Below are 16,227 nucleotides of genomic sequence, written 5' to 3'. Positions count from 1 at the left end.
TCAGATGTCACCGTCCGAGTGCAGGTCCACCGCAACGGTGGCCTTGGACGGAAGTTTTTCCTGTTCGTATCTTTCCAGTGTGCTGCGCACAAGGTCGCGGAAGCGGCGGTCGTTGCGGCACTTGATGGTAAGTTTGTAGCGGTAGGTGTCGTTGATCTTTTCAATACTGCCGGGCGTGGGGCCAAGCACCCGCAGCGGCAGGTCCGGCTGTTTTGCCGCCTGCTGGCCCAGCAGGGCCGCAAAGCGCGCCGCCACCCGTGCCACCTCGATCTCCTTTGCGCCTGCAAAGCCAATGACGCACAGCCCGCAGAAGGGCGGGTACAGGCCCAGCTTGCGGTAGGCGATTTCCTGCTCAAAAAAGGCATCGTAGTCCTGCGCGGCGGCAAGGTTCAGCACCGGGTTATCGGGGTCGGTGGTCTGGATGATGGCAAAGCCCGGGTCTCTGGCCCGTCCGCTGCGGCCCACCACCTGCGTGATGAGGCTGAACACATTCTCATACGCGCGGAAGCCCTGCGCAAACAGCAGCGAGTCAATGCCCAGCACGCCCACAAGGGTCACATCCTCAAAATCCAGTCCCTTGGCCACCATCTGGGTGCCCACCATGATGTCATATTCGTGGTTCGCAAACCTTGCCAGCAGCTTTTCGTGGGCATCTTTTGCGGCAGTGGAATCCTGATCCATGCGCAGCACCCGCGCATCCGGGAACAGCTTTGCCAGCTCTTCCTCGGCTTTCTGGGTGCCAAAGCCCCGGTACTGCAGCTTGCCGCCGCAGGCGGGGCAGACGGTGGGCGGTTCCATCTGGCTGCCGCAGTAGTGGCACAATACCTTGTGCGCCGCTTTGTGGTACACCATCGGCACGCTGCACTTTGTGCACTTGAGCACCTCGCGGCAGTCCTCGCACTGGGCCATAGTCTGGTAGCCCCGGCGGTTCAGCAGCAAAATGGTCTGCTTGCCTGCATCCAGATTGCGGCGGATGGCATCTTCCAGCGACAGACTGATCTCCCGCGGGTTGCCTGCCGCCAGCTCTGCGCGCATGTCCACGATCTGCACCGTGGGCAGCGGGTTGCCGCCGTAGCGCTGGGTCAGCCGCACCAGCTGGGTGCGGCCATGCTGGGCCGCGTAAAAGCTCTCGGTGCTGGGGGTGGCGCTTGCCAGCAGAAGCAATGCACCGTTTTCCGCCGCGCGCTGCCGGGCCACCTCGTGGGCAGAATAGCGGGGCGCGGATTCCGAGCGGTAGGTGTGCTCCTGCTCCTCATCGATGATGATGAGCCCGATGTTTTCCAGCGGCGAAAAGATGGCACTGCGGGTACCCACCACGATGTCTGCGCCGCCGTCCTGGATCATCTGCCACTGCAAAAGGCGTTCGGTGTGGTTGAGGGCAGAGTGCTGCACCGCCACCCGGCGGCCAAACTGACTCTTGAGCCGCAGGATCATCTGCGGGGTCAGGCTGATCTCCGGCACCAGCACCAGCGCACGCCTGCCCTGCTCCAGACAGCGGGCAATGAGCTTTAAGAACACCAGCGTTTTGCCGCTGCCGGTCACGCCGTAGAGCAGCGCCGAGTGGGGTGCATCATCTTCCAGCTTTGGCAGCAGAGCATCGTAAGCCGCCTGCTGCTCCTGCGTGAGGGTGATCGGCTCGTTTTTCAGCGGAATGGACGAATACAGGTCGATGAATTTATTCACCTTGCTGCATTCCAGCACGCCTTTGGCGCACAGGTTATCCAGCACGGCACGGCTGATGCCCTTGTCTTCCAGTTCGTTCAGGGTGCGCGGCCCACCGCCCAGCAGCGCCACTGCCGCCAATTGCTTGGCCGTCGGCTTCGGCTTTGGCGGCAGCCCGCCCACAAGGCGGTAGGAGTTCTCGGTGTGGCGGGTGAGCTGCTTTTGCAGCACCGGCGTTACACCGTCCGCCGCCACGGCAGGCTTGTACTGTGCACCATAGGGAATGACCGCCTTGACCGCTTCATAATAGGTGCAGAAGGTGCGTTCCTTCAGAAAATGCACCAGCCGCAGCAGTTCCGGGGTCAGGCAGGCGGATGCCGGGGCCACGTCGAAAAGATATTTCAGCTTTGCACTTTCCGGTTCGGCATCGCAGGCCAGCACCACGCCCATGCGGGCGCGGCTGCCACGGCCAAAGGGCACCAGCACCATGCTGCCAAGTTTTACCGCATTCTGCTGATCCGGCATGACGGCATAGGTATAAAGCTTATCAAAGTGGAAGGTCGCATTGCTGACGGCAACGCCTACCGTTTTGGGCATTCGTCCAGCTCCTTCAAAATGTTATTCTGCGGCACCAATGCGCTGGCAGATGGCCTGATACAGTGCATCGGCGCAGGTATCGACCTGGTCGTTGACCAGCTTCAGGGTGAATTTATCCTGCTGGGCCAGCTCCTGCCGGGCGGTGGCAAGACGTTCCTGAATGCTGTCCTCGGTCTCGGTGCCGCGGCCCCGCAGACGGCGCTCCAGTTCCTCCACCGACGGCGGCAGCAGGAACACGGTGGTTGCGCCGGGGAACATGCGGCGGATGTTCGCTGCGCCGTGCACATCGATGACCAGAACGACCACCTTCCGGGCTGCAAGGCGCTTGTCCACTTCCTCGCGCAGGGTACCGTAGTAGTTGCCGTTGTAGAAGTTGTGCTCCACCACCTGATCGTTCTCGATCAGCTGCTGGAACTGCTCCCGGGTGCGGTAATAATAATCCACGCCCTCCTGCTCACCGGGACGCGGTGCGCGGGTGGTGGCGGAAACAGTCTTTTCGATCTCCGGGTGTGCTTCGCGCAGTGCCTTCACCACGCTGTCCTTGCCGGTACCGGCCGCGCCGGAGACCACAAACAAATATTTATCGTTCGCCATGGGTCTGTTCCTCCTCTGTTGGTGTTTTGCCCTCCTGCCCTGCCGCACGGTTGGCCACCGTTTCCGGCTGAAGCGCCGAGAGCACCACATGATCGGAGTCCATGATAAGCACTGCACGGGTGCTGCGGCCATAGGATGCATCGATCAGCATTCCGCGCTCCCGCGCTTCCTTTACAAGGCGCTTGACCGGGGCGGAATCCGGGCTGACCACTGCCACCACACGGCCTGCACTGACCATATTGCCAAACCCGATGTTGATGAGCTTCATAAACCCCTCCGAATTTTCTGTATCACTCCAGATTCTGGATCTGTTCGCGGATCTTTTCGATCTCCGCCTTCATATCCACCACGATGCGGGTGATATCCAGATCCTGACACTTGGAGCCGATGGTATTGGTCTCGCGGTTCAGCTCCTGCGTCAAAAAGTCCAACTTGCGGCCCACCGGCTCGTCCAGCTTGAGGATATCGCGGTACTGCGCAATGTGGCTGCGCAGGCGCACCGTTTCTTCATCCACAGCGGTCTTATCGCCAAAAATAGCGGCCTCGGTCAGCACGCGGGCATCGTCGATATCGCGGTCCTCCAGAATGACCTTGAGCTTCTCGTACAGGCGGTTGGTGTAGGCTTCCACGCGGCCTGCGCTCAAAGTCTCCACCCTGCCCACGCACTCCTCGAGGAAGTTCAGACGGTTTTCCACGTCTGCCTTCATCTTGGCACCCTCGGCGGCGCGCATCTCCACAAAGCGGTCCAGCGCCTGTGCGGTAACGGCAGAAACATCTTCCCACAGCTGTTCCTCGTCCACATCCGCGTGGCGGGTGGTGAGCACATCCGGGAAGCGGGTCAGCACGCCCGCAGAGATATCGTTCTTGACACCCAGCTGTTCCGAAATATCCCGCATGGCCTGCTGGTAGCTGCGTGCCAGCTCCATGTTGACGGCCACCACCGTATCGGCAGCGTCCACATTCTGCACGGTCATGCTCAGCTCCACCTTGCCGCGGGAAATGCGCTCGTTGAGCTGCTTTTTCAGGCGGCTGTCCAGATAGCTGCAGGTGCGCGGGATGCGCGAAGAATACTCAAAGTAGCGGGAATTCACGCTGCGCAGCTCCACCGTGATCTCACGGCCATTGCGCACAGCAGTCCCCCGGCCAAAGCCGGTCATGCTTAAGATCATAACGCTCTCCTGTTCTTACATTTTCAGTGTTTCAGCTTACAAGTTTCGGTATACGTATCCGCCTTTGGGTACACAAACCCATGTTACGATACATATAGTCTCATTTTACTATTCTTCGGCCCAAAATTCAAGGTGCACTGTTGCGTGCCGCCGCCAAAACCGGCCGCAATACACGGTGCAAAGCAAAAAAGCTCTGATACAAAATCTTCCGATCCTGTATCAGAGCCTGTTTCAGTTGGTTTTATATACGCAGGTCACGCTGTTCTGCAGCAGATTTGCGTTCAGCAGTGCGCGCTCCACCCAGTGGATATTGTCCGCAATGGTATCGCGGGAGACACCGTATTCTGCCGCAATGTTCTCCATGCTGCGGTACTCGCGGCGGTAGAGCAAAGTCAGCACCAGCTTATCCTGCATTGTGATCTTGGTAAAATGCGGCCTGCGCCGGTGCTCCTTGCAATAAGCCGCATTCAGTGCTTCCAGCATCTGGGCAAATTCCTTCCGGGTGATGCCGAAGGTAAATTCATAATCCTGCTCTGTAAATTCCGCAAGGCGCTGTACCGTGATGCTTCTCATGCAGATCACCTCTTCTTTTTCCGGGGATGCCCGGGTGTCGGCTGCATCCATTTTGATTCATTATAAAATGGATGGATTTTCATGTCAATGAGCCGCCGCCCATTTTTGGGGCCAGATCCGATGCAAAACACAAAAGGAGCCTCCCGCCGCAAAAGCGGGAAGCTCCTGAATCCGTTATGAAAGATCAGACGGGATGAGACTGATTGGTGTAGTCCACATGGTCGCCGTCCACGCCCTGCTTCTTGGCATTGCGCTTTTCAAAGAACTTGGGTGCCACCTGCGGGAACATTGCGTAGGTCAGCACATCCTCTTCCTGCGTTGCCCACTTGGCAGCTTCTGCCTTCAGCTTGTCCATCTCAGGAGCCAGAGTATCAGCAAAGCGGCAGGTAATGGGCTGCTCGTCGCCCAGGATCTTCTTGGTGAACTCGGGCTTGATGGGAGCGGGAGTCTTGCCGTAATCACCGTGGACCAGACCCTTGAACTCCTTGGTGACCATCTTGTAGCGCTCACCAAGGATGACGTTGAACACAGCCTGCGTACCAACGATCTGGCTGGTGGGGGTGACCAGCGGCGGATAGCCTGCATCCTCGCGGACGCGGGGGATCTCTGCCAGCACTTCGTCCAGCTTATCTTCCTTGCCGGCATCCTTCAGCTGTTTGAGCATGTTGGAGAACATGCCGCCCGGCACCTGATACAGCAGGGTGTTTGCATCCACGCCGAGGCTCTTCGGGCTGATCTGACCGTTGGCAATGTACTTCTCGCGCAGCTTTGCAAAGTATGCGCGCACAACGTTCAGCTGCTTCAGATCCAGACCGGTGTCGTAATCGGTGCCCTGCAGGGCAGCGACCAGACTCTCGGTGGGCATGTGGCTGGTGCCCAGGCTCAGGGGGCTCATGGCGGTATCGATGATGTCGGCACCTGCCTCGATGCCCTTCAGGATGGACATGGAAGCCAGACCTGCGGTGTAGTGGCTGTGGATGTCAACAGGGATGCTGACGGTCTCCTTCAGCTTCTTCACCAGATCGTAGCAGGTATAGGGGGTCAGCAGACCGGCCATATCCTTGATGCAGATGGAGTTTGCGCCCATCTCCTCCAGGGTCTTGGCGTAGGCTGCAAAGTACTCGTTGTTGTGCACGGGGCTGAGGGTGTAGCTGATGCAGCCCTGCACATGAGCGCCTTCCTTGTTGGCTGCCTTGATGGCGGTCTGCAGGTTGCGCGGATCGTTCAGTGCATCGAAAATACGGATCACGTCGATGCCGTTTGCAACAGACTTCTGCACAAAGTACTCAACGGCATCGTCTGCGTAGGGGCGGTAGCCCAGCATGTTCTGGCCGCGGAACAGCATCTGCAGCTTCTGGTGGGGCAGTTCCTTGCGCAGGATGCGCAGGCGCTCCCACGGGTCTTCGTCCAGAAAGCGGATGCAGCTGTCGAACGTAGCGCCGCCCCAGCACTCCACGGAGAAGTAGTTAATCTTATCCATTTCCGGCAGGATGGGACGCATCTCATCCATGGTCATGCGGGTGGCCAGCAGAGACTGGTGGGCATCGCGCAGGACGACCTCAGTAACCTTGATCGGCTTTTTGGCCATGATTGTCACCTCTCCCTTAGTTCATGGAAACCAGAACGTCACCGGAGTTGACGGTGTCGCCCTTGTTGACGTTGATGGAAGCCACAGTGCCATCCTGCGGAGCAACGATCTCGTTCTCCATCTTCATGGCCTCCAGGATCACCAGCACGTCGCCAGCCTTCACGGATGCACCGGCCTTGACCTTGACATCCAGAATGTTGCCGGGCATGGGAGCCTTGACGGCAACGGCACCAGCAGCGCCTGCAGCAGCCTTGGGAGCAGCAGCGGGAGCCGGAGCAGCCTTAGGAGCAGCGGGTGCGGCAGGAGCTGCAGCAGCAACCGGAGCAGCACCAGCGGCAGTCTCCTCCACGGAGACGCTGTAAGCAACGCCATTGACGGTAATATTGTAGTACTTCATGGAAGGATCCTCCAAATCAAAATCGTATCAAAAAGATTTATACAGACGATTACAGAGCCATGTTGCCGTGCTTCTTGGGCAGGCGGGCAGCACGCTTGGTGCTCAGCAGTTCCAGTGCGGCAACAACGCTTGCACGCACATTGGCTGCATCGCAGGTCAGGTCAGCAGCGCCGCAGGCAACTGCATTTGCTGCGCTGCACACCTCGGCGGTGTAAGCAGCAGCCTTTGCGTTGGTGGCTGCAATGATGTTGTCGGAAGCATCGATCTCTTCCTTGTACAGGACGCTGACCGCTGCGCTGGGTTCCAGTGCGCTGACGGTGCAGCCAGCCACGGCAATGCGCAGATCGGCAGCAGCCAGAGCGGTGTAAACAGGGCCGACGGCCTTACCAGCCAGCACAGCCACCTTTGCGGTGGTAGCGTCGGCATAGGTAGCAGCCAGACGGGCAGCCTCACGGATGCCGCCTGCAATGTCATCGGTCGCGCTGGGCACAAAGCCCTCGGTATCCACAATGGTGATCACCGGCACGCTGAAGGCATCGCACAGGCGCACAAAGCGGGAAGCCTTGGCCACGCAGTTGTGGCACAGGGTCTTGCCGGTGGCCACAACGCCCACGGCGTTGCCGCCCACGGTGGCAAATGCAGTGTAAACAGACTTGCCAAAGCCTGCATACAGCTCCACAGCGCTGTCCTTATCGACCACGGCAGCAGCAGCCTTTGCAGGCTCTGCACCGGCAGCCAGAGCAGCAGTGGGCTGCTCGAACTCAAAGATCGCAGGGCCGGTCAGGTTGTTGGCCGGCAGCAGGCCCACGATGTGAGCAGCCTTCTCGGCAGCTTCCTCAGCAGTGGGTGCCACAATGGCGGCCACGCCAGCCTTTGCAGCGGCGGCTGCGGTGCCGGCATCGGCCACCTTGTCGCCCTTGGCAGCAGAGGTGAACGGAGCGGTGAAGAACAGCTCTGCGCCCTCAGCCATGATGCAGACATCTGCATTGGCAGCGCTCAGTGCGCTGGTGCCGCCGCAGACACCCAGAACAACAGCCACCTGCGGGATCACGCCGGAAACCTTTGCGATCTGCGCATTCAGCTTTGCGCTGGCGGTCAGCACGTCCAGACCCTCAGCCAGCTTTGCGCCGACGGAGTTATAGAAGGTGACGACCGGGCAGCCAGTCTGAGCTGCCATCTCCAGAACCTTGATGTTCTTTTCAACATCCTTTACGGTAACAGCTTCGCCGTTCTGGTAAACAGCGTAAGCCTGCTGACCTGCCGCATAGCCGCAGGCAGCGCTCACTGCACCGTCAGCAAACAGTGCAGTGTATTCCCCGTCATCAAAAAACTTGGCGAGGATTTCTCCCTTATTGATCTTTGAAGCCATGGTAAGACCTCCTGGTTGTCTGTGTGAGCTTTCAAAATTAGTTTTATTATACTGAATTTTCCATAAAAATGCAAGAGATTCTATAAAAGTCCATGCGAATCAACATCTGTCGGCAAAGTTCTACAATTTTTTAACGATTCATCGTTTCTCCGCTTTCTCGCCTTTTTGCGGGCATTTTGCGCCGCACACTCAGCTGCCAAAAATTCTCTTTCAATTTTGTGGATTCTGTCTGCCCCTGCTGCATTTTATTTTATAAGAAGTTATGTTACACTATATTTAATATGTAAATTTTTTTCGCAGAACAGCCCGCCGGGAAGCTTCGGGGCGGGTCATTTTGCAGAATATAAAAGGAAGGCCATGTCAAATTGAAAAATCTGCTCACTTCACTCCGCGCCTCCAACGAAACCTACAACTCCATGAAACACTCCGCCCGGGCTATCATCCGCCGCGCCGAGATCCCCCTGCTCGCGGTCATCGTCCTGTATAAGGCTGCAACGAACCTGCTGTTCGTCCCCCTGATGCAGCAGCTCTGGTCGCTCACGCTGCGGTTCGCACCCATGCACTACCTGAGCAACAACAATGCTTCCGATATCTTTTCCTCCCCTGCGATCATCCTGTGCATCACGCTCATTGCCATCCTGACCGCGTTCTGGGCGCTGTATGAGTTTTCCGTCCTGCTGCATGGGCTGGATCTTGCCCGCAAGGGCGAAACGATCCGCCTGCCTGCCCTGCTGCGCACCTCTCTTGCAGATATCCGCCACGCATTCCTGCCGCAGAACTGGCTCGTTCTGGTCTACAGTGCCGTGCTGATCCCGTTCACCAATTTTTTCCTCGCCTATAACTATATCACGCAGCTTGCCGTGCCGGAATACATCATAGGTGTCATCCGGGCAAACAGCCGGTATTACCTGCTCTATCTGGCTGCCGGTGCTGCCCTGCTGTTCCTCTGTGTCAGCTGGGTGCTGGTGCTGCCGCTGTTCGTGCTGGAGCGCAAAAGCCTGTGGCAGTCGGTAAAGGAAAGCTTTTGCTGCATCCGCAGGCGCGTTTTCCGTGCTTTTCTTTTGCTGCTGCGCTGGAACCTCTCGGTCGTCCTGCGTTCCCTGCTGCTGACGGCAGCGGTTGCCGTGCCGCTGTACGGCATCATCATCGCGGTCGGGCTGCAGAGCACACAGGCCATGTTTGCACTGTCCCGCGCGGCGCTGGCCATTGAGATGCCTTTCTTCCAGTTCCTGATCGACTGCGCCATCACCATGGCGCAGTGCACGATCCTCGCCATGCTGCACTGCCGCCTGCGGGAGTCTCTCCCCTCTGAGCCGGAGCCGGTCCAGAGCGGAAAGCATCACCGTTCCACCGGCAGGCTGCTTCTGGGTGCATCGGTTGCGGGTGCTACTCTGCTCACCTTTGCGCTGGCATTCTGTTACCTTGCCCTGCCCAGAGACGACGAGCTGCTCTCCATGCTGGGCGGCGTTGCGCCGGTAGTCACCGCGCACCGCGGCTACTCCGCTGCCGCACCGGAAAACACCCTGCCCGCTTTCCAGCTGGCCATCGATCAGGGCTGCGAGTGGGCCGAGCTGGATGTGCAGATGACCAGGGACGGCGTGGTCATGGTGACCCACGATACCAGCCTGCGCCGCTGCACCGGCCGCAACGAGAACATCTACGACCTGACCTATAACGAGGTTCGTAAGCTGGATGCCGGGCGCTGGTTCGGCCAGAAGTACACTGGTGCCAAAGTTCCCACACTGGAAGAAGTGCTGGACCTGTGCAAAGGTAAGATCCAGCTGAACATTGAGATCAAGCCCAATGCCGCCACCCCGGAGCTGGAAGCGGAAACCATCCGCATCATCCGCGAAAAAGGCTTTGCACAGGACTGCACCATCACCTCGCAGAGTTATGAAACCCTCTGCAAGGTCAAGGAGCTGGCACCGGAGATCCGGACCGGCTATATCCTTGCACTGGGCGTGGGCAGTTATTACGATCTGCCTGCCGCAGATTTCTTCAGCGTACAGTCCACCTTTATCACCTCCGGTATGGTGCAGCAGATCCATAAGCGCAGCAAGACGATCTCCGCATGGACCGTCAACCGCGAAGAGGATGCCAGCGAACTGCTGAGCATCGGCGTGGACGACCTGATCACCGATAAGCCGGATATGATCCAGCAGCTGCTGAGCGAGGATGCCGACCTTGACAACAGCCTCGTCCTCCTGCGCGACTTCATCCGTGACCTGTTCGCTCCGTCCGATGTCGATGAACCCACTCCTGAGGAAGAGACCATCGAAGAAGCCATCGAGGACCCGGACGAATTGCTGGATGCATCGTAATCGCGGCAAACATCAAGTATTCTGTTAAACTAGCCGTACACACATAAAAAGCCCCCTGCCAGTTCATCACCGGCAGGGGGCTTACAAGTTTACCTGATCCAGTTTTATCAAGTAAGATCATTCCGGTTCGGTAAGCTTGGATCTTTACGAAGCAATTTATTTCATAAATCGGTGCTGTGAACAAATCATTTACATTCCTTCTTCATAGCAGAATAGCCGATGAGAACGGTCCACACATAGGCGCAGGTCTTGGGGATCATCAGCATACCGATCATGGGGACGGTATTGGCCCAAAGAACAACGGGAATGTAGAAACCGAAGCTCAGCACGATGGTCAGCCACATCCAGCGGAAAGCCGCGTCGTTATGCTCCTTGGCGCTGCGGTAGAACAGCACGATGATCAGCAGGCCCATCAGTGCAAAAGGAATGTTACGGTAAATGCCCCAGGACAGCGGGGATTCGGCGCTCAGCCACTGGTTCTGCGGCATCATGCACAGGATAACACGCACGGCAGCCAGACCGTAGACGGCGGCAGTCAGGCCATTGTTGCCCTTGACCCGGTAGCGCTCACGCCATACATAGTACAGCAGCACATAAAAGACAGTCATTGTCACAGAGGTGATCCACTTACCCAGACCCAGAGGAACGGTAAAGTTTTCAAAGCCCGTGGTGCATAGAACCAGAGCACGGGGAATCAGATGGAACGAGTCGCCGGCACCCAGAACGACAGCCATCAGGCCGAACAGCTTGAACTGGTGGCTGCCCTTGCAGCCACGAATCATCAGGATACCGATGGTGATGACGGATACCAGATACACAGCATCAAAAACAGTTTCTACGATTGCTTGCATAGTTGATTGCTCCTTGTTGATAGATCAAATTTATTGTAACACTGCATTTTTTGCAGGGTCGGCTTCGTTTTTACGGTCATCAATGGCTTGCTTGGCAAAGTTGCATCCAAAGCGCAGGATGTTGAAGCTGGCAGCGCTCCACACAAGGCAGGCGAGCAGCAATAGGATATTGCGATGGACTTTCCTAGGAGTGTCCCTTTTAAGTGAACATTGTTCATTTTAGGCATTATAAAATTCCCACAGCAGTGTGGGAAGAAAATGCGGTCAATATAAGGTTCTGCGCACGATTTCCAGCACAGCGGCGGGGTCGTAGTCCTGCCGCAGCAAGGCAGACAGCATCAGCGAAAACAGAACATCGGCAAATTTTTCAACGGTGAATTGCGCATTAAAAGCGCCCGGACGGATTTTGGTATCCTGCTGCAGCACCGTGCACAGACCGTTTAAGATATGGTGCCAGATTTGCTGCATGTGCCGTTTGCCATCGGCCTTGTCCTCCTGCATAAAGCCGAGAGAGTGCAGTGTGAAGAATCCAGGATACTGCTCACAGCCGTAGGCCATGCGCTCGTACATCCATTTGACACAGGTCTGCACATCCTGAAATACAGCCTCGTCCTGCGGGCGGTGGAAAATTTCGCACCAGACGCTCTCGACCGTGGCGCTGATAAGCTCAGCCTTGGAGTCATAATAGTTGTAGATCGAGCCGACCGAGACCCCGCATGCCGAGGCGACAGAACGGATACTGACCGCCGCCCAGCCCTTTTCCCGGATAAGCTCACGGCTGTTTTTTAAGATATCTTCCTTGGAGGTTACGATTGTATTCATGTGGTCACCCTCAATATGAACAATGTTCATTTTTATTATACTGCCCGTTCCCGCTTTGTCAAGAAGATTTCATAAGAGGTTTATATTTTGCGGATTAAGACATTGAATGCAAACTTACAAAAATCATAAAAGGAGTATATGTATGATGCCATCTTACTGTCGATTCAGTATCATCTATTTTCGATAATGTCAGGGCATTTTCTTAATGTCAATAATGTCAAAAAGCCCCGGAAAGAAACGTAAACTCGTAACTTTCCGGGGCTTTCAAATTATTCTCAAATGTTAAACCGCGAAGGCTCGTTGAATTATAATTCTGTGTGCTTTTTCGCAGCTTAATGTCAAACTACTGTCACAGCGCGATTTTTCTTTCGATTTTGATCATAGCAACGTTGAAAGTTCGCGTAATTCCATTATTCGAGCTCGATGGTTGCCGGCGGCTTACCGGTGCAATCATAGAACACGCGGTTCACATGCTTGACCTCATTGACGATGCGGCTGGTGACAGTGCCCAGAACATCCCAGGGCATATTATAGCTCTCTGCAGTCATGAAGTCGGTGGTGGTCACAGCACGCAGCGCCACAGCGTAATCATAGGTGCGCTCGTCGCCCATGACGCCCACACTGTGCATGTTGGTCAAGGCTGCATAGTACTGGCTGATCTCCTTATCCAGACCCGCCTTTGCGATTTCCTCACGCCAGATCGCGTCGGCATCCTGCACGATTGCCACCTTCTCCGGGGTCACTTCGCCGATGATGCGGATGCCAAGGCCCGGGCCGGGGAACGGCTGACGGCTGACCAGATATTCGGGCAGGCCCAGCTCACGGCCAGCCTGACGCACCTCGTCTTTGAACAGGTTGCGCAGCGGCTCCACCAACTCCTTGAAGTCCACGGTGTCGGGCAGACCGCCGACGTTGTGGTGGCTCTTGATAACAGTGGACTCACCGCCCAGACCGCTCTCAACGACATCCGGATAAATGGTACCCTGTGCCAGGAAATCCACCTTGCCGATCTTCTTGGCCTGCTCTTCAAACACACGGATGAATTCTTCGCCGATGATCTTGCGCTTGCGCTCCGGCTCGGTGACACCAGCCAGCTTTGCAAAGTAGCGTTCGCGGGCATCCACACAGATAAAGTTGATATCAAAGCCGTTGGCATTGCCCGGGCCGAATACAGAGCAGACCTCTTCCTTCTCGTTCTTACGCAGCAGACCGTGATCCACGAACACGCAGGTCAGCTGCTTGCCGATGGCCTTAGCCAGCATAGCTGCCAGAACGGAGGAATCCACGCCGCCGGACAAGGCGCACAGCACCTTGCCATCGCCGATGCGCTCACGCAGGGCCTTGACGTTGTTTTCCACAAAGGAGTCCATCTTCCAGTCGCCGGTGCAACCGCAGACGTTGTACACGAAGTTGCGCAGCATCTTCTTGCCTTCCGCAGTGTGCAGCACTTCCGGATGGAACTGGACCGCGTACAGGCCCTTCTCGGCGTTCTCTGCCGCAGCTACCGGGCAGTTGACCGTGTGAGCAGTGATCTTAAAGCCGGGCGCTGCCTGCTCAATATAGTCGTTGTGGCTCATCCAGCAAATGGTGGAGGGCTGCACATCGGTGAACATCTTGCTGTTCGTGTCCACGAACACCTCAGTCTTGCCGTACTCGCGCTCCGGTGCGCGGCAGACATGGCCGCCCAGCAGATGCATCATCAGCTGGCTGCCGTAGCAGATGCCCAGCACAGGCACACCCCAGTTGAAGATCTCAGGGTCGATCGTGGGGGAATCTTCCAGATAAACGCTGTTGGGGCCACCGGTAAAGATGATACCCTTGGGGTTCTTTGCCTTGATAACCGACAGATCGGTTTTATAGGAATAGATTTCACAGTAGACATTGTTCTCGCGGACGCGGCGCGCGATCAGCTGATTGTACTGGCCGCCAAAGTCCAGCACGATGACAGTTTCATGCTGCATGAAGTTCTCTCCTCCCTTATCCATTCAATGTGTTTCTACAGATAAAATCAGTATAGCACATCTGCCAAATAAAAGCGACATCATTTGTGAATTTTCCTGTTTTTATTTTTCACGTATGGGATGCCGCAGAACTGTTTTCAGTGTTCCCGGTGCAGCGCGGCGAGGATCACTCAGATAAATCTCGTGGTGGAAGCGTGTCTCTGAAAAATCCGGCATACACCCCTGCCCTACGGCAAAGGCATCCATCTGCGCCAGCGTTTTCGGTTCTTCATCATAAGGGCCGATATGCAGGCACTGAACGCAAAGTCCCTCGTCATAGGTCAGGAATTCCGCCTTGGAAAAATCCTTTTTCTTTTTTGCCGTTGCTTCCTGTACGGCCCAATCAAACGCTTCCGGCGTCACGAATTCTGGCAGTCGGATCATGGATGTCCACTCAAATGTTTCTTTATGTGCATAGTCAACGCCATCCACGCCCTTCTGATGCCACAAGCCCTCCAACGGTGGAACCACATATTCAAAATAGCCGTCCATCTTGTGGCTACCCTTATAGCTCATTTTGATGGTGAAAGCAATGCCGTACAGCACTCCCATAGCCTCCTGATAGGCTCCACCCGGAGCATTCGGGTCGCCCTTGCCGTGCACTGCCACAAAATTCATACGCGGTATCGTAATCAGATGCGGTTTTTTCGGCGGGAGATAAAATTCCCTGTACTCTTTCTTATAATCAAACGGCATTACTCTTCACCCCATCCAGAAGTTCACGCTGCTTCTTTTTTGCTGAATCCCCTCAGCACCAGCCGATAGGACTTTTCCAGCATTTCCTTTTTCAGTATACCAGAACAACCTTGTTTTGTAAACAAAGAGTTGTGACATGCCGCAAAAAAATCCCCTGCCCTTACAGACAGAGGATCTAAAACAAAAAGAGGCCTTCCCACTCTCCGGAATGGGAAGGTCTCTCGTAAGTTTAACCTTTAGCCTTAGGAAAGGCGCGAAGGGTCAAAATCACTCAATGATCTTGCCAACAACGCCAGAACCAACGGTACGGCCACCCTCACGGATAGCGAAACGCAGGCCCTCTTCCATAGCAACAGGGGTCAGCAGCTCAACGTGCATCATGACGTTATCGCCGGGCATGCACATCTCAGTGCCTTCGGGCAGAGTGATGATACCGGTCACGTCGGTGGTGCGGAAGTAGAACTGAGGACGATAGTTGGAGAAGAACGGGGTGTGACGGCCGCCTTCGTCCTTGGTCAGAACGTACACCTGAGACTCGAAGGTCTTGTGGGGGTGCACGGAACCGGGCTTAGCCAGAACCTGACCACGCTCGATCTGGGTACGATCAACACCACGCAGCAGAGCGCCGATGTTATCGCCAGCCTCAGCGAAGTCCAGAGACTTACGGAACATCTCCAGACCGGTGATGGTGGTGCTCAGACGATCGGGCTTGATGCCGACGATCTCCATAGCATCGCCAACCTTAGCAATACCACGCTCAACACGACCGGTTGCAACGGTACCACGGCCAGAAATGGTCATGACATCCTCGATGGGCATCAGGAAGGGCTTGTCTTCCTCACGATCGGGGTTGGGGATATAGGTGTCAACAGCGTCCATCAGCTCCTTGATGCAAGCATACTCGGGAGCATTGGGATCAGTGGAGGTAGACTCCAGAGCCTTCAGAGCGGAACCACGAATGATCGGGGTGTCGTCGCCGGGGAAGTCGTACTCGGTCAGCAGCTCACGGATCTCCATCTCAACCAGATCCAGCAGCTCTTCGTCGTCGACCATATCGCACTTGTTCATGAACACGACGATATAGGGCACGCCGACCTGACGAGCCAGCAGGATGTGCTCACGGGTCTGGGGCATGGGACCATCGGTAGCAGCAACGACCAGGATAGCGCCGTCCATCTGAGCAGCACCAGTGATCATGTTCTTGACGTAGTCAGCATGGCCCGGGCAGTCAACGTGAGCATAGTGACGAGCGTCGGTCTGATACTCAACGTGAGCGGAGTTGATCGTGATACCACGAGCACGCTCCTCAGGAGCCTTATCGATGTTGGCATAATCCATGAAGTCTGCGTCGCCCTTCAGAGCCAGGTACTTGGTGATAGCGGCGGTCAGAGTGGTCTTGCCGTGGTCAACGTGACCGATGGTGCCGATGTTCACATGCGGCTTAGAACGGTCGAACTTTGCCTTTTCAGCCATTGGAATATCCTCCCTTAATTTAGGTTTTGATATTTGGTTACAACAACCCTGCAAGATGCAGACATTGCATTGCAAGGCTATTCTACTAAATTTGCCCTGTAAAATCAAGTGCTTT

Annotated in this window: 14 protein-coding genes; 1 reads left to right on the top strand and 13 read right to left on the bottom strand. The window is 56.1% G+C overall.

Annotated features, from left to right (window positions below):
- The 8 genes from priA to GKG34_RS00985 form a co-directional block, all read right to left on the bottom strand.
- On the bottom strand, window positions 1-2,259 hold the full coding sequence (priA, locus tag GKG34_RS01020; RefSeq protein ID WP_154255393.1) for a primosomal protein N': 2,259 nt from the start codon (window positions 2,257-2,259) through the stop codon (window positions 1-3).
- A gap of 21 nt (window positions 2,260-2,280) precedes the next feature.
- The gene (gene gmk, locus GKG34_RS01015; protein WP_005940248.1) at window positions 2,281-2,853 is read right to left on the bottom strand and encodes a guanylate kinase; all 573 of its coding nucleotides are present in this window, start codon (window positions 2,851-2,853) and stop codon (window positions 2,281-2,283) included.
- Window positions 2,840-3,121: a DUF370 domain-containing protein gene (locus GKG34_RS01010; RefSeq protein ID WP_097777947.1), complete on the bottom strand. Its 282-nt coding sequence runs from the start codon at window positions 3,119-3,121 to the stop codon at window positions 2,840-2,842. The genes gmk and GKG34_RS01010 overlap by 14 nt, the downstream gene beginning before the upstream one ends.
- A gap of 22 nt (window positions 3,122-3,143) precedes the next feature.
- Complete coding sequence (locus tag GKG34_RS01005) at window positions 3,144-4,022, bottom strand: YicC/YloC family endoribonuclease (protein WP_097774851.1); 879 nt, start codon at window positions 4,020-4,022, stop codon at window positions 3,144-3,146.
- A 231-nt stretch (window positions 4,023-4,253) separates the two neighbouring features.
- Window positions 4,254-4,595: a transposase family protein gene (locus GKG34_RS01000; RefSeq protein WP_118528073.1), complete on the bottom strand. Its 342-nt coding sequence runs from the start codon at window positions 4,593-4,595 to the stop codon at window positions 4,254-4,256.
- 184 nt (window positions 4,596-4,779) lie between these two features.
- On the bottom strand, window positions 4,780-6,183 hold the full coding sequence (locus GKG34_RS00995; protein ID WP_005940236.1) for an oxaloacetate decarboxylase subunit alpha: 1,404 nt from the start codon (window positions 6,181-6,183) through the stop codon (window positions 4,780-4,782).
- Window positions 6,184-6,199: 16 nt separating this feature from the next.
- Window positions 6,200-6,580 (bottom strand): biotin/lipoyl-containing protein, encoded by a 381-nt coding sequence (locus GKG34_RS00990; RefSeq protein ID WP_005940233.1) that lies wholly within the window; start codon window positions 6,578-6,580, stop codon window positions 6,200-6,202.
- Between the two features lie 49 nt (window positions 6,581-6,629).
- Window positions 6,630-7,949: a carboxyl transferase domain-containing protein gene (locus GKG34_RS00985; RefSeq protein ID WP_005940230.1), complete on the bottom strand. Its 1,320-nt coding sequence runs from the start codon at window positions 7,947-7,949 to the stop codon at window positions 6,630-6,632.
- A 365-nt stretch (window positions 7,950-8,314) separates the two neighbouring features.
- Here GKG34_RS00985 and GKG34_RS00980 point away from each other — a divergent pair, with 365 nt between their 5' ends.
- On the top strand, window positions 8,315-10,270 hold the full coding sequence (locus GKG34_RS00980) for a glycerophosphodiester phosphodiesterase family protein (protein ID WP_243139183.1): 1,956 nt from the start codon (window positions 8,315-8,317) through the stop codon (window positions 10,268-10,270).
- A 185-nt stretch (window positions 10,271-10,455) separates the two neighbouring features.
- Here GKG34_RS00980 and GKG34_RS00975 read toward each other — a convergent pair whose 3' ends face one another.
- The 5 genes from GKG34_RS00975 to tuf all read right to left on the bottom strand — a co-directional run bounded on the left by GKG34_RS00975 (window position 10,456) and on the right by tuf (window position 16,112).
- The gene (locus GKG34_RS00975) at window positions 10,456-11,121 is read right to left on the bottom strand and encodes a hypothetical protein (RefSeq protein WP_154255392.1); all 666 of its coding nucleotides are present in this window, start codon (window positions 11,119-11,121) and stop codon (window positions 10,456-10,458) included.
- A 264-nt stretch (window positions 11,122-11,385) separates the two neighbouring features.
- A complete protein-coding gene (locus tag GKG34_RS00970; RefSeq protein WP_154255391.1) occupies window positions 11,386-11,943 on the bottom strand; it encodes a TetR/AcrR family transcriptional regulator in 558 nt (185 codons plus the stop codon).
- A 410-nt stretch (window positions 11,944-12,353) separates the two neighbouring features.
- A complete protein-coding gene (gene guaA / locus GKG34_RS00965) occupies window positions 12,354-13,904 on the bottom strand; it encodes a glutamine-hydrolyzing GMP synthase (protein WP_044953447.1) in 1,551 nt (516 codons plus the stop codon).
- A gap of 102 nt (window positions 13,905-14,006) precedes the next feature.
- Entirely contained in the window at window positions 14,007-14,639 is a 633-nt protein-coding gene (locus GKG34_RS00960; protein WP_005940213.1) for a GyrI-like domain-containing protein, read from the bottom strand.
- A 267-nt stretch (window positions 14,640-14,906) separates the two neighbouring features.
- A complete protein-coding gene (gene tuf / locus GKG34_RS00955; protein WP_005940209.1) occupies window positions 14,907-16,112 on the bottom strand; it encodes an elongation factor Tu in 1,206 nt (401 codons plus the stop codon).
- Between the last annotated feature and the right edge of the window lie 115 nt (window positions 16,113-16,227).

The sequence above is a fragment of the Faecalibacterium sp. BIOML-A4 genome, from assembly GCF_009679665.1.
GTDB lineage: Bacteria > Bacillota > Clostridia > Oscillospirales > Ruminococcaceae > Faecalibacterium > Faecalibacterium taiwanense.
Note: the sequence above shows the minus strand (reverse complement) of the source record. Positions and strands in the feature narration are given on the sequence as shown.

What these genes read in the sequence shown, in the direction of transcription:
- priA (WP_154255393.1), bottom strand. Translation starts at nt 2,259, where the DNA reads ATGCCCAAAACGGTAGGCGTTGCCGTCAGCAATGCGACCTTCCACTTT.
- gmk (WP_005940248.1), bottom strand. Translation starts at nt 2,853, where the DNA reads ATGGCGAACGATAAATATTTGTTTGTGGTCTCCGGCGCGGCCGGTACC.
- GKG34_RS01010 (WP_097777947.1), bottom strand. Translation starts at nt 3,121, where the DNA reads ATGAAGCTCATCAACATCGGGTTTGGCAATATGGTCAGTGCAGGCCGT.
- GKG34_RS01005 (WP_097774851.1), bottom strand. Translation starts at nt 4,022, where the DNA reads ATGATCTTAAGCATGACCGGCTTTGGCCGGGGGACTGCTGTGCGCAAT.
- GKG34_RS01000 (WP_118528073.1), bottom strand. Translation starts at nt 4,595, where the DNA reads ATGAGAAGCATCACGGTACAGCGCCTTGCGGAATTTACAGAGCAGGAT.
- GKG34_RS00995 (WP_005940236.1), bottom strand. Translation starts at nt 6,183, where the DNA reads ATGGCCAAAAAGCCGATCAAGGTTACTGAGGTCGTCCTGCGCGATGCC.
- GKG34_RS00990 (WP_005940233.1), bottom strand. Translation starts at nt 6,580, where the DNA reads ATGAAGTACTACAATATTACCGTCAATGGCGTTGCTTACAGCGTCTCC.
- GKG34_RS00985 (WP_005940230.1), bottom strand. Translation starts at nt 7,949, where the DNA reads ATGGCTTCAAAGATCAATAAGGGAGAAATCCTCGCCAAGTTTTTTGAT.
- GKG34_RS00975 (WP_154255392.1), bottom strand. Translation starts at nt 11,121, where the DNA reads ATGCAAGCAATCGTAGAAACTGTTTTTGATGCTGTGTATCTGGTATCC.
- GKG34_RS00970 (WP_154255391.1), bottom strand. Translation starts at nt 11,943, where the DNA reads ATGAATACAATCGTAACCTCCAAGGAAGATATCTTAAAAAACAGCCGT.
- guaA (WP_044953447.1), bottom strand. Translation starts at nt 13,904, where the DNA reads ATGCAGCATGAAACTGTCATCGTGCTGGACTTTGGCGGCCAGTACAAT.
- GKG34_RS00960 (WP_005940213.1), bottom strand. Translation starts at nt 14,639, where the DNA reads ATGCCGTTTGATTATAAGAAAGAGTACAGGGAATTTTATCTCCCGCCG.
- tuf (WP_005940209.1), bottom strand. Translation starts at nt 16,112, where the DNA reads ATGGCTGAAAAGGCAAAGTTCGACCGTTCTAAGCCGCATGTGAACATC.